This window comes from Exiguobacterium qingdaonense (assembly GCF_018617855.1).
Lineage (GTDB): Bacteria > Bacillota > Bacilli > Exiguobacteriales > Exiguobacteriaceae > Exiguobacterium > Exiguobacterium qingdaonense.
In genome coordinates this window covers 34,592-46,603 of sequence record NZ_JACSKY010000010.1, presented here as the reverse complement: position 1 = coordinate 46,603, position 12,012 = coordinate 34,592, and the positions used below count along the sequence as shown (strand labels likewise).

Genomic DNA, 12,012 nt, shown 5'->3' with positions numbered 1-12,012 from the left:
CGCCGATCACTCCTTTTTTCTTTTTGGTTGGAACACGGCAGCGCCGCGTGCATATTCTTGGTCAGGTACTTCCGCCACGACGTTCGCGTAGCGGGCGATTGTGAACAAATAATCACTCAAGCGGTTAAAGTAAGGCAATTGCCGATCGGCGACACCGAGTGCCGTCAAATCGCGCTCGACCCGACGGCAGACGGAACGGGCCACATGCAGGCTAGCCGCGGCCACACTACCTCCCGGAAGGATGAAGCGCACGAGTTCCGGGCAAGAAACCTCCCACTCATCCATCCATCGTTCAAGTTCCGTCACGATCGACAAGTCGACCGTTTTTGGTGGTGCCTCCGTATACATCAGTTCTGAGCCTAGGTCGAACAAGTCATGCTGTATCTTCGTCAGCTGTGCCCGAAGCGTCTCATCTTCTTGATGGGCGATGGCAAGTCCAATCTGACTGTTCAACTCATCGAGATGCCCCATCGCTTCGATTTGAGGATGGTGTTTGTCGACGCGACTACCGATCAATGATGTTTCACCCTTGTCGCCCGTTCGTGTATAACGTTTCATTCGACTCCCCCCTTAAAATGCCACAAATGGTGACTCGTTTGAGTCACCATCATGAGATGTGTGGTTGTTCAAATGGTAAATAAATGTCAAACGTCGTCCCGACACCGAGCGTGCTCGTCACGTCGACCGAACCGTGATGGGCGTCGATTACGTTTTTCACGATGGCAAGGCCGATTCCCGTACCCGTTTTCGAACCACTCGTTCGCGCCTTGTCCGCCTTATAGAATCGCTCGAACACGAATGGCAAATCTTCTTTCGGAATCCCGTGACCCGAGTCGATCAATCGAATCCGTATACCGTCGTCCTCTTCGGTCGCTTCGACCCGAATCTCGCCTGAGTCGGTATGGGCGATGGCGTTGCCGATCAAGTTCGTGAACACTTGTTCAAGTCGGTCGCCGTCTGCCTCAATCATTCGGTTCGGTACGTCCGTCTGTAAACGAATTTCTTTTTCAGATGCCATCTGATTGAACTTTCGCATGACACGAGGCAAGAACTCGCCGATATCAAACGAATGGAACTGCATCGTTTCTTTCCCCGACTCGATACGAGCCAAATCTAATAGGTCGTTGACGAGTCGGGCTAGGCGGAGGGATTCATCATAGATGATGGAGGCGAACTCTTTCGTCGCCTCATCACTTTCGGTCATCCCATCGATGATCGCCTCTGAATATCCTTGAAGGGTCACGAGCGGCGTCCGAAGCTCATGGCTCACATTCGCCACGAAATCCGTCCGCATCTTGTCGAGACGGTGACTTTCAGAAGTGTCCCGGATGACGACGACAGCACCTTCAAAATCATCCTCCCCGACGAGCGGCGTGACCGTCAGCGTATAGTACCGATCATCCTGTTTTACTTCAATCGTCTTCTCAGTCGCCCCCTCCATCACTTCCTCATAAAGCGACATGACGACATCGTGTGGTTGCCCCTCTTGAAGCAACGGACTGGCCTGCGGGTTCGTGACAATCACGTTCGCATGACGGTCGAGCGTGATGACGCCGTCCGCCATCGAGCGAAGGATGGAAGCGAGTTGCAATCGTTCGCGATCGAGCGCATCGACATACTTTGCGAGCTGACTGCTCATCGCATTGAAGGATGCGGCGAGCTCTCCGATCTCATCGCGAGTCTTCGTCTCCAGTCGTAAATCAAACTGTCCTTCCCCGGTCTTATTGACCGCATCCCGCATCGCCCGAAGCGGTGCCGTGATCCGTGTCGACAAGAAGAAGGCGAACACCGTCGTGACGATGATGGCCGAGGCGACGGTCCATAGTATGATCGTTCTTGCGCCGGCATTCGCACTTGATATCGCATCAAGCGGTTCGAAAAGGTAGAGCGTGTATTGACCCGACGATAACGAGAAGGTCGTCCGGTAAGCGAGGGCCGCTTGATCGTCAAACGATGAGAAGTTCCCGATTGCCGTCTCCCCGACCGCCTGATACGCTTCCCAATCCTGGCGCTCAAGCTCGACCATCAATCCGTCCACCTGACTCCCGAAGTTCGAACGAACCGCACCGTTCTCTAAAATATAGTTCGCTCCGTACACTTCGATGATTTGATCGATCGTCTGTGACGTGTCACCTTCATTTAACAGCACCGATTGGACCTGTCCGCCAAGCTTCGCGAGGTGTCCTCGTTCCTGGTCGATATGAAAGGAGTTAAAGAACTCGAGCATCAACACCGAGACGATGAACAAGATGACACTGACTAAAACGAGAATCGTCAGCCACAGTTTCGTGACGATGCTGTTTCGACGATTCATCATTCATTGGCAGCTTCGAACTTGTACCCGACACCCCATACGGTCGTGATCATATGAGCCGCATCAGGAGAGACACGGTTCAGCTTCTCACGAAGCCGTTTCACGTGCGTATCGACTGTTCGAAGGTCTCCAAAAAATTCGTAGTTCCATACTTCTTTTAACAACTGTTCACGAGAAAAGACTTTATCGACCTGTTTTGCGAGGAAGAATAACAATTCATACTCCTTCGGCGTGAGCGCGATTTCCTCGCCATCCACCGTGACACGATGCGCGTCATTGTCAATCGTCAAATGCGGGAAGACGATCAAGTCTTTCGACTTCTCGCTCGTCTGCATAAACTTCGTTGAGCCAGAGCGACGAAGAAGTGCCTTCACACGGAGCACGACTTCGCGTGGGCTGAACGGCTTGACGATGTAATCGTCCGCCCCGACCTCAAATCCTTGAACACGGTCAATCTCTTCGCCTTTTGCCGTCAACATGATGACCGGGGTCGCTTTCGTTTTTCGAAGTTCCGTGCATACCTCGACCCCATCCATCTTCGGCATCATCAAGTCGAGCAAGATGACGTCATATTCGTTCTCGAGGGCAAGCGCAAGCGCCTCCTCCCCATTGACCGCCTCTTCAATCACATATTGTTCCCGTTCTAAGTACATTTTCAAAAGTCGGCGAATTCTCTCCTCATCGTCGACCACTAAAATTTTCGTTTTTTCAGCCATACTTGAAACCCTCCTAAGACCCATTACGAGTAATTGCGAATGTTGCACAATTGTGAACATTCTACTCTCTGCCATAACTATACCACTCTATTATTTCGCTTCACAACGATGATTTGATGCTCAAAATGAAAAAGAAGTCACAATCGTGACTTCTTACGTGTCAAGCATATGAATGAAGACCGGCGATGACCAAGTTGACAAAGACGAGATTGAACATGATGACGGCAAAACCACCGACACACAACCATGCCGCTTTCGTGCCCGTCCAGCCGCGCTGGATTCGCATATGCAAGTAATAGATATAGATGAGCATCGTGATGAGGGCCCACACCTCTTTTGGATCCCAGCCCCAGAAACGGTTCCAGGCGATCTGTGCCCAAATCATCGCGAAGATGAGACCGCCGAGGATAAAGACAGGTAATCCGATTGCGACCGAGCGATAGCTGATTTCGTCAGCGAGGTCGAGGTCGACTTTTTTGGCAAGCGGCTGAAGCGCTTCGGCGACTCGTTTTCGCAAAATGACGAAGCGGAGCAACACGTAAAGGATCAATCCACCGATGATGGACCAAAGAAGCGTGTTCAGTTTGAGCGTATTGATCCAGTTCGGTAATTCAAGCGACAATCCGCCCGCACCGGACAAGAGTTGTGCACCTTCTGGGACGAATAAGATCGGCATGAGATATTCATACGTCTCACTTTGACCACGGTCATTCGTGAACTCGATGACCCCACCGGCACCCATCGCCTTAAAGAGCATCGAGACGAGGATGAAGCCGAGCGTGCACATGAGGACGAACATCGTCACCTCGAGCCAAGTTCTTGATTTAGACTGTTCTTTCATCGATGTCTCATTCAACAAGAAAATCAGACCCGATGCAAAACTGATGGCCAATATGCCTTGTCCAAGTGCGGCGGTCGTCACGTGGATTTTCAACCATACGCTATTCAACGCAGGGATGAGCGGTGCGACCTCGCTCGAGAACATCGCGGCGAAGGCGATCACGAGTAACGCCACAGGCATCGCAAACAAGCCGAGTACATCATTTTTGTAGATTCCATAAACGACGAGAAATCCGAGCACCATCATCATGCCAAAGAACGTCGTATATTCGTATAAGTTGGATACTGGTGCATAACCGACACCGATCCAGCGCATGATGAAATATGCCGTCTGAGCGACAAAACCGATGATCGCCAAAATAAAGGCATACTTCCCATAGGCAACACGGTTTACGTTTCGTTCTTTGCGCATGCCGCTCACGGCAATCGTAAAGAGCACCGTTGAGATTGAGTATAAGAAAAACGCGATGAACAGCATCCGGCTGCTCCATTCAATCCATTCCATCAAGATTCCCCTCTTTCATCAGTTGACCCGTCGTCCGACTTCGATGTGAATCTCGCCTGGTCTTCCCACATCGGTAAGTTTGTCTCGTCGAGTAACGGCGAGACCTCTCGGCGGAGTGAAGACGGGTTTTTGTTCGTAAAGCCTGCGACGAGCACATCGTCCTCATGACGACGAATCCAGACGCGACGATGCGGCCAGTACATGCCCATCACAATTCCAACCATGAAGATCGTACCACCTAAAAACAAGATCGGGTAAGTGGAATCGCTCTTCACACGGAGACCGCTCGTGCTCGCCATCTCGGTCCCGGCAAACTCTACTTCATAACGATTTTCTTCATCGGCGACATTCAGGCGGATCCCAATCAAGTTCGATTCGGTTTTACCTTCTGGCGATTCGACGTTGAAGAAGAAGGCCGGGTTCAGCGCACGTGGTGATTTCGTGTTCGGTTGACCATCCTTCACCTCAAAGTCAGGATACAAGTCTTTTAAGGTGACAGTGACACCGTCAAGTTCATACGACTTCTCTGGGTCGTCTAGGTCGACTTTGAACGGACCGTACTCATCACCGGTTTCTTTATCTGCCAACATGAACGACATCGACAAAAACTCTGGACGACTTGAATATTGCTCCTGATACACTTCGAATTTGTCGAACTTAAACGGGTGGTTGACTTTCGTCGAACCGACATCGACTTGTTCGAGTTGCGGCGATCCGTCCTCGTTCGTTCCCGTTTTTTTGAATAAGGTCAGTTCAGTCTCGTAGTTTTTCGGAACGGCCCCAGCTTTTTCGATGGCGGCGGCAAACTTCGCATCCTCTTCATTGTTTTCCGGGTCATACATCTCAAGGATGAACTGATCGTTCCTTAAGTAATATTCTCCATTCGTCGCTTCTAGCGACACGGTGTCGCCTTCGCGAATCCATTCCAACGTGTCCGTATGGAATGCCGGGAATACACGAAGCATCGCCCCGAGGAAGAAGATGACGAGACCGACATGGTTGACGTAAGGACCCCATCGTCCAAACCGATGCTTCTCCGCTAACAGGGCATCTCCTTCCCGCTTAACGCTATATCTTTTCTTTTTAAGCAAACGCTCCATCTCATCGATTTGAGCATCCGTCCCATTTCCCTGTCCGAAGAGGCGTTGTCCTTTCATGAAACGCTCGGTCCGTCGGATCGGTTGGTTTTTGAGTGCTTTATATAGCGGGACACCGCGATCAATCGATACGACGATAAGCGAGAGCGTCAACATGACGATCAAACTGATGTACCACCATGACGTGTATAAGTTATGGAATCCGAGGGCGTAATAAATCGACCCCGGTGTCCCGTATTCATCGAAGTAATACTGTTCTGGAGGTAACTGCTGTGGAATATACATTTCTTGAGGGAAAATCGTCCCGATTGCCGAACCGACAATGATCAGTGCAATCAACCACAACCCTACTTTGACCGACGCGAAAAAGTTCCATACCCGGTCAATGATCGATCTTGGACGACGCTTCGACCGTAAATCAGCGCCTTCGTATTTCATATCTAGCATGTGTGCGTCCCCCGTTCGCTTACAATGACTTCTCGGCTAACTCCATCAATTTTTCTTTCGTGAGCTCACCTTCATATTTCTCAATGACGTTCCCATCACGATCGATGACGAATGTGACAGGTAGGTTATAAATGCCATAAGCTTTCTCGACATCGTTTTTCGTATCCATCAAAATCGGATAGTCGAGCCCGACGCCTAGGTCGTTGATGAAGTTGTCGACGCGAAGTGGCGTCTCCCCGACGTTAACGGCCCAAAAATCGACGCCCATATCTTGAAGTGTCGCGTAATTCTCTTGCACGACTGGCATCTCTTTTTTACACGGTTCACAGAATGTGCCCCAGAAGTTGAGGAGCAGGCCTTCCCCTTTATAGTTGTCTCGTTCGTACAAAGTCGACCCGTCAAGCGTGACGAGTTTGAAGTTCGGCGCCTCATCCCCGGCACCGACACGTCCATCGTTACTCGCCTGGTCGAACAGTTGCATGACGGTGACCGCTCCGGCGAAGAGGACGACCGTCATAATCATCATCCGCCAAAAGGACCTCTTTTTCTTTTTTGCGACCGCTTGTTCCATCCGGTCGTCTTTCTGTTGATCTTTTGTCATCGTTTTCACACCATCCTTCAGTTGCTATTGTACTGAAAAAACATTAAAAACGCACATTAACAGACTTTTTTCATTTTTTTGTCACACAATCTCCACAATCAAAAAAATCATCCTGTTTCAGGACGATTTTTTGTTGTTATTTCTTCTTCTTTTTGCCTCGTGGTTTCGGTGGGACGGTCGGGTTCGCGAGTTCACGAAGCTTGCTGATTTCTTTGTGTGAAAGCTCACGCCAGTCGCCCGTGTTGAGACCGTCGAGCGTCAAAAATCCGAACTGCTCGCGCTTCAACTTGATGACTTCTGAACCGATTGCCTCGACCATGCGTCGGATTTGACGATTGTGTCCTTCCGAGATGACGATCTCAAGGATGGCCGTGTTCTTCTTCTGGTCCACTGATTTCATTTTCACCTTCGCGCTACCCGTTTTGAACCCGTCATCAAGTTCGACGCCAGACTCCAGCTGTTTGATCGCCAAGTAAGATGGGATGTTCTTCACTTTTGCCACGTATCGTTTTTGAATCTTATATTTCGGGTGTGTCATCATGTTCGAGAACTCGCCATCGTTCGTCAAGATGATGAGCCCTGTCGTATTGTAGTCAAGACGTCCGACCGGGAATACACGCGCCCCTGATGGTACGAGGTCGGTGATGACCTTCCGTCCTTTGTCGTCATCGACGGTCGATACATAGCCGCTCGGTTTATAGAGTAAGTAATATACATGTTCTTCTTGCTCGATTTTGACGCCATCGACTTCAATCTCTGACTTCGGTCCGACTTTTGTCCCGAGTTCACGGACGACTTTTCCGTTGACGCGTACACGTCCATCCAAAATCATTTCTTCCGCTTTACGACGCGAGGCAATCCCCGCTTGTGCGATTACTTTTTGCAAACGTTCCATAATAATTAATCCTTCTCCAATCTCTCTTCTTGCTTCGGTGATTCCTGACCGAAGAACAAATCGCCTTCATCCGTCAGTTCATCCTCAAATGTTAATGGTGGTAGTTCCTCGAGCGAATTGAATCCGAAGTGGTCAAGGAAGTGCTCTGTCGTACGATACAGTTTGGCACGACCAATCGTCTTCGTACGACCAGCCGATTCAATCAATCCTTTTGATAACAACGTATGGATGACCCGTTCGACTTTGACCCCGCGAATCTCTTCGATATCCGCCCGTGTGACCGGTTGTTTATAGGCGATGATGACGAGTGTCTCCATCGCGGCGCGAGAGAGTGCCTGTTCGGCCATCGTCCCGACATATTTTTGAATGTATGGGGACACGTCCGGAATTGTCACGAGCTTATAGACACCTGCCGATTCCATAAGCTGAAACGGCCGGTTCGATGTGCTGAACGATGCCTCTAGTTTACTGAGCTGTTCCCGCGCGGCAGCTTCTGAGATATCTAGCGTCTCGGCGAGCGCTCGCACTTCCATCCCTTCGTCTCCGACGACGAACAGCAATCCTTCGATAATCGTCTCATAAGACAGCAACCGCTTCATCCCCTTTCTTTGATCCTGCAATGAACGAGATTTGAATATCTTGGTCGAGTTGTTTCGTTTCGACGACCTTTAGCTTGATCAGCTCGAGGAGCGCCATAAACGTCACGACGAGATCAGAAACGTTCGGTCGTTCGACAAAGAAAGCGAAAAATGAGGTTTGTTGACTCGACGATACATGTTCATGAAGGCGCGTCATCTGTTCTTCAAGCGTCCGTTCTTCCCGCTTGATCGTCTTTTTGCGTCGCTCTTTCCAGCGTTTTCGTTCAATCATCTTCGAGTAGGCGTGAAGAAGATCCGAGAAGTTGAGTGGTCCGTCGTACTTCGACACCTCTTCTGACATGTACGTCGTCAAGTCTTCTCCCGGTCGCGTATACAGTTCAAGACGATGCTCTTCCTGTTCACGCATGAAGACGACCGCTTCTTTATAAGCTTTATATTCAATCAACTGACGGATGAGCCCCTCACGCGTCGGTTCTTCGCTGAAGTCTGGTACATCCTCATCCTCGACTAAAACCGGTGGTAGCAACTGCTTGCTCTTCAATTGGAGCAACGTCGCCGCCATGACCAAGTATTCACTGGCCACATCGAGTTCAAATTTTTGCATCGTGCGAATATAGCCGACATACTGGTCAGTGACTTCTGCCACGGATATGTCGACGATATCAATCTCCATTTTTCCGATCAAATGGAGCAACAGGTCGAGTGGACCTTCGAACGTATCGATTTTAACGTTATAGGCTTCCATAAAGACACCTGCCATTTTACATTTTTGCGCTTTAGTATAACATGTTTTATAACACCGTGGACACGAAAGGAGAAAATTGATTTATGACCCCTTTTATTCATTATACGTTGCTTTTTGAATGCCATGCCGATTATTTTGAATGTCATGAAGTATTGGAAGAGGCGTGGCAGGCAGACGGACGTCGTCATCACGGCTATGCGGCACTCATTCAATATGCCGTCATCCACTATCACCTCCGGCGCGACAATCTGATCGGTGCAAAAAAGAGTCTACGTCTCTTACGTCGAAAGATCGACGTTGCTACCCCATACTTGGATGAACTCGGTCTTGATGTCGACTCATTCATCGCACAGCTTGAGGAATGGCCGCTACGTGCGACGCTTCCGTTGCAATCAGACGTCCGTGAGAAAGTTGAATCTATGAAACCGACGTTTCCGGCGACGGACCTGTCGTTCGAGGAACTCATTCATAAGCATCTGCACCGTGACAGGAGTGAGGTCATCACGGAACGGGAGTCAGCGCTTCTAAAACGGCAACGTGCGAGAAGTTGATGCCAAGCTTCAAGAAGTCTCCTTTTCATAATCAATGATGATTTTTTAACTTCTTAAACGCCATCACCCAACTCTCGAGATCGCTCCGATCATGTAAATATTCAGAAGGGGTTTCAAGTAAATCCATGCCAACTATCGTTTGTAAGCAGGACCAAACCACCTCGTCAGAAGCTGTCCAATTAAAACCATCTATATTTTCATACTGTTCCATCCACTGATATGCCCAGTCAGAGATTTCTTCTCTCGTTCGTTCTTGCCTGAGCACTTGCTCCAATCGATTGATCAGTTCATCGATTGTTAATCGATTCATGAATCCACCTCATTTAACGTGTTATATGAATCCCCCCGTAACATGCAAAACCCCCGCAGTCCTGAAGATTGCGGGGGCTTTTGTCATCAGACGACCAATTGGTTCCATTTGTCCAATAAATCGCCTGTCTTGCCTGTACCGGTTAGCGTCAAATCAAGTGGAAGCACGTTTCTTACCTCATCAAGAAGCTCGTAAGAACGTTTCTCGCCACGGAATGAAGGCGACAAGGCGATATGGTCGATGACCATCGTCGTATCTTTTTGCTCCATACCAATGATGCCAACGAAGTCTTCACCGACTTTCCACAAATAGAGGAACTTCGACTCATCCTCGTCGTACAACCGGACGAGTTCAAGCAAGCTGAGCGGAGATTTGTCACTGCATGAGAATGCGAGTAGACCCATCGCCGTCTTTTCATAAGAACGTTTATATTTGACCAGCATCGCTGGGTTCACCACCTTTTGTCATTCAAGTTTCACGACGTGAACACGTGAGAGACATGGTACATTGTGCCATAACCCTCAGGCAAAATCAATTCTCGTCCCAAACCTTCACTTCAGCCATTTTTGTGCCTTGGCGAAGCTTGACGGCGTGCTCAAGTCCAGACGTCACTTGACCGAATACGGTGTGGACACCGTCCAAGTGTGGTTGTGGCTCGTGGACGATAAAGAACTGTGAAGATCCTGTGTTGCGTCCTGCGTGTGCCATCGAAAGTGAACCTGCTGCATGTTTGTGCGGGAACGACGTCGATGTCTCACACGGAATCGTGTAGCCAGCGCCACCCATCCCTGTTCCTTGTGGGCAACCACCTTGGCTGACGAAGCCAGGGATGACACGGTGGAACGTCAATCCGTTGTAAAATCCGCTGTTCGCGAGTTTCTCAAAGTTTTCGACCGTGATCGGTGCTTCACCGTGGAATAAATCAAACTCAATCATTTCACCATTCTCAAGTTTCATAGAACCTTTTTTCATGTCTCAAGCAACCCCTTTATTCGTATATGTATTCTGCTAGCTTACACTCACATTACCCATCTTATCAAAAAAACACGTCTGTCTCCACTTTTTTTGTGGAAACAGACGTTCTGCCTTACTGAATGACAGCGTGAACGAGTGGACGTGCTTCTGGTTCCGTCGCACCAATCGTATACGCGTGGTCTAAACGCTCGACAGCTGAAGACATGTCCTCGATGTTCGAACGAAGCACGGCGATCACATCACCTTCTTCAACGCGGTCACCGACTTTCTTCTCAAGCGTGATGCCTGCCGCGAAGTCGATTTTGTCCTCTTTCGTCGCACGACCTGCACCGAGAAGCATCGCTGCGACACCGACCTCGTCCGCAATGATTGACTCGACGTAGCCCGCCTCTTTCGCGACGAATGTCGTCTCGTAAGAAGCTTGTGGTAATTTAGTCACGTCATCGACGAGGGATGCGTCGCCACCTTGTGCTTCAACGAACTTGCGGAATACCTCGAGGGCCTGTCCGTCTGCGATTCGCTTCTCGAGGTCTGCATACGCTTCTTCGAAAGATGAGTAGAACTCACCGAGGACCGCCATGTGACCCGCGATTGTGAGAGCAATCGTTTTCAAGTCCTCTACTTCTTTACCAGAGAGAACTTCAATCGCCTCTTTCACTTCATTCGCATTCCCGATTTCAAACCCGAGAGGTTGGTCCATGTCCGTGATGACCGCGACCGTCTTACGACCAACGTTCTTGCCGATTGCGACCATCTCTTCAGCGAGTGCCTTCGCGTCATCGAATGACTTCATGAACGCCCCAGACCCCGTTTTGACATCGAGGACGATGCTGTCTGCCCCAGCCGCAATCTTCTTCGACATGATGGAGCTTGCGATGAGTGGAATCGACTCGACCGTAGCCGTCACGTCACGAAGCGCATAGAGACGCTTATCCGCAGGCGTCAAGTTCCCCGTCTGACCGATGATTGACATCTTGATATCGTTCACTTGTTTCGTGAACTGCTCTTCTGTCAGCTCGACGTCAAAACCAGAGAAGGACTCAAGCTTATCGATCGTTCCGCCCGTGTGACCGAGACCACGACCGCTCATCTTCGCGACCGGGATTCCGATTGATGCGACGAGTGGCGCCACGATCAAACTGATCTTATCACCGACTCCGCCCGTCGAGTGTTTGTCGACTTTCTTCCCTTCGATATTTGAAAGGTCGATCGTGTCACCTGACTTCACCATCTCCATCGTCAAAGCGGCCGTCTCGTTTTCAGTCATCCCATTAAAGTAGATGGCCATCGACAAAGCTGACATTTGATAGTCAGGAATCGACTCATTCGTGAATCCTTCGACCACGAAACGAATCTCCTCTTCGTTCAGTTCTCCACCGTTACGTTTTTTCAAAATCAAATCGACCATACGCATAGC

Annotated in this window: 14 protein-coding genes; 1 reads left to right on the top strand and 13 read right to left on the bottom strand. The window is 49.7% G+C overall.

The annotated features are described in order from the left end of the window. Window positions 1-6 precede the first annotated feature (6 nt). From KNP00_RS11170 to KNP00_RS11130, 9 genes are all read right to left on the bottom strand, one after another. A complete protein-coding gene (locus tag KNP00_RS11170) occupies window positions 7-558 on the bottom strand; it encodes a cob(I)yrinic acid a,c-diamide adenosyltransferase (protein WP_215145219.1) in 552 nt (183 codons plus the stop codon). Between the two features lie 49 nt (window positions 559-607). Then, entirely contained in the window at window positions 608-2,314 is a 1,707-nt protein-coding gene (locus tag KNP00_RS11165) for a sensor histidine kinase (RefSeq protein ID WP_240542855.1), read from the bottom strand. Continuing rightward, window positions 2,314-3,030 carry a response regulator transcription factor gene (locus KNP00_RS11160; protein ID WP_215145215.1) on the bottom strand — a complete coding sequence of 239 codons (717 nt, stop codon included), beginning with the start codon at window positions 3,028-3,030 and terminating at the stop codon, window positions 2,314-2,316. Before KNP00_RS11160 ends, KNP00_RS11165 begins: the two co-directional genes overlap by 1 nt. Before the next feature lie 160 nt (window positions 3,031-3,190). Then, complete coding sequence (gene ccsB / locus KNP00_RS11155; protein WP_215145213.1) at window positions 3,191-4,375, bottom strand: c-type cytochrome biogenesis protein CcsB; 1,185 nt, start codon at window positions 4,373-4,375, stop codon at window positions 3,191-3,193. Then, window positions 4,375-5,919: a cytochrome c biogenesis protein ResB gene (resB, locus tag KNP00_RS11150; RefSeq protein WP_215145211.1), complete on the bottom strand. Its 1,545-nt coding sequence runs from the start codon at window positions 5,917-5,919 to the stop codon at window positions 4,375-4,377. Before resB ends, ccsB begins: the two co-directional genes overlap by 1 nt. Before the next feature lie 19 nt (window positions 5,920-5,938). Beyond that, the gene (resA, locus tag KNP00_RS11145) at window positions 5,939-6,520 is read right to left on the bottom strand and encodes a thiol-disulfide oxidoreductase ResA (protein WP_215145209.1); all 582 of its coding nucleotides are present in this window, start codon (window positions 6,518-6,520) and stop codon (window positions 5,939-5,941) included. Window positions 6,521-6,656: 136 nt separating this feature from the next. Beyond that, entirely contained in the window at window positions 6,657-7,415 is a 759-nt protein-coding gene (locus KNP00_RS11140) for a pseudouridine synthase (RefSeq protein ID WP_215145201.1), read from the bottom strand. A 5-nt stretch (window positions 7,416-7,420) separates the two neighbouring features. Next, entirely contained in the window at window positions 7,421-8,014 is a 594-nt protein-coding gene (gene scpB, locus KNP00_RS11135) for an SMC-Scp complex subunit ScpB (protein WP_215145199.1), read from the bottom strand. Then, window positions 7,992-8,759, bottom strand: a complete 768-nt coding sequence (locus tag KNP00_RS11130) for a segregation and condensation protein A (protein WP_215145197.1) — start codon at window positions 8,757-8,759, stop codon at window positions 7,992-7,994. Before KNP00_RS11130 ends, scpB begins: the two co-directional genes overlap by 23 nt. An 83-nt stretch (window positions 8,760-8,842) precedes the next feature. Between KNP00_RS11130 and KNP00_RS11125 the strand changes: the two genes are divergently transcribed. After that, window positions 8,843-9,310, top strand: coding sequence for a DUF309 domain-containing protein (locus tag KNP00_RS11125; protein WP_215145195.1), 468 nt, complete (start codon window positions 8,843-8,845; stop codon window positions 9,308-9,310). A gap of 31 nt (window positions 9,311-9,341) precedes the next feature. Here KNP00_RS11125 and KNP00_RS11120 read toward each other — a convergent pair whose 3' ends face one another. The 4 genes from KNP00_RS11120 to KNP00_RS11105 form a co-directional block, all read right to left on the bottom strand. Further along, window positions 9,342-9,620 (bottom strand): hypothetical protein, encoded by a 279-nt coding sequence (locus tag KNP00_RS11120; protein WP_215145193.1) that lies wholly within the window; start codon window positions 9,618-9,620, stop codon window positions 9,342-9,344. 86 nt (window positions 9,621-9,706) lie between these two features. Next, the gene (locus KNP00_RS11115) at window positions 9,707-10,063 is read right to left on the bottom strand and encodes a GCN5 family acetyltransferase (RefSeq protein ID WP_215145191.1); all 357 of its coding nucleotides are present in this window, start codon (window positions 10,061-10,063) and stop codon (window positions 9,707-9,709) included. A gap of 88 nt (window positions 10,064-10,151) precedes the next feature. Beyond that, window positions 10,152-10,592, bottom strand: coding sequence for a peptidylprolyl isomerase (locus KNP00_RS11110; protein WP_215145189.1), 441 nt, complete (start codon window positions 10,590-10,592; stop codon window positions 10,152-10,154). A gap of 115 nt (window positions 10,593-10,707) precedes the next feature. Next, window positions 10,708-12,009, bottom strand: a complete 1,302-nt coding sequence (locus KNP00_RS11105; RefSeq protein WP_215145187.1) for a pyrimidine-nucleoside phosphorylase — start codon at window positions 12,007-12,009, stop codon at window positions 10,708-10,710. Window positions 12,010-12,012 lie beyond the last annotated feature (3 nt).

Bases quoted from the DNA above. Each gene is read 5' to 3' on its own strand.
- KNP00_RS11170 (WP_215145219.1), bottom strand. From the start codon at position 558: ATGAAACGTTATACACGAACGGGCGACAAGGGTGAAACATCATTGATC.
- KNP00_RS11165 (WP_240542855.1), bottom strand. From the start codon at position 2,314: ATGAATCGTCGAAACAGCATCGTCACGAAACTGTGGCTGACGATTCTC.
- KNP00_RS11160 (WP_215145215.1), bottom strand. From the start codon at position 3,030: ATGGCTGAAAAAACGAAAATTTTAGTGGTCGACGATGAGGAGAGAATT.
- ccsB (WP_215145213.1), bottom strand. From the start codon at position 4,375: ATGGAATGGATTGAATGGAGCAGCCGGATGCTGTTCATCGCGTTTTTC.
- resB (WP_215145211.1), bottom strand. From the start codon at position 5,919: ATGCTAGATATGAAATACGAAGGCGCTGATTTACGGTCGAAGCGTCGT.
- resA (WP_215145209.1), bottom strand. From the start codon at position 6,520: ATGACAAAAGATCAACAGAAAGACGACCGGATGGAACAAGCGGTCGCA.
- KNP00_RS11140 (WP_215145201.1), bottom strand. From the start codon at position 7,415: ATGGAACGTTTGCAAAAAGTAATCGCACAAGCGGGGATTGCCTCGCGT.
- scpB (WP_215145199.1), bottom strand. From the start codon at position 8,014: ATGAAGCGGTTGCTGTCTTATGAGACGATTATCGAAGGATTGCTGTTC.
- KNP00_RS11130 (WP_215145197.1), bottom strand. From the start codon at position 8,759: ATGGAAGCCTATAACGTTAAAATCGATACGTTCGAAGGTCCACTCGAC.
- KNP00_RS11125 (WP_215145195.1), top strand. From the start codon at position 8,843: ATGACCCCTTTTATTCATTATACGTTGCTTTTTGAATGCCATGCCGAT.
- KNP00_RS11120 (WP_215145193.1), bottom strand. From the start codon at position 9,620: ATGAATCGATTAACAATCGATGAACTGATCAATCGATTGGAGCAAGTG.
- KNP00_RS11115 (WP_215145191.1), bottom strand. From the start codon at position 10,063: ATGCTGGTCAAATATAAACGTTCTTATGAAAAGACGGCGATGGGTCTA.
- KNP00_RS11110 (WP_215145189.1), bottom strand. From the start codon at position 10,592: ATGAAAAAAGGTTCTATGAAACTTGAGAATGGTGAAATGATTGAGTTT.
- KNP00_RS11105 (WP_215145187.1), bottom strand. From the start codon at position 12,009: ATGCGTATGGTCGATTTGATTTTGAAAAAACGTAACGGTGGAGAACTG.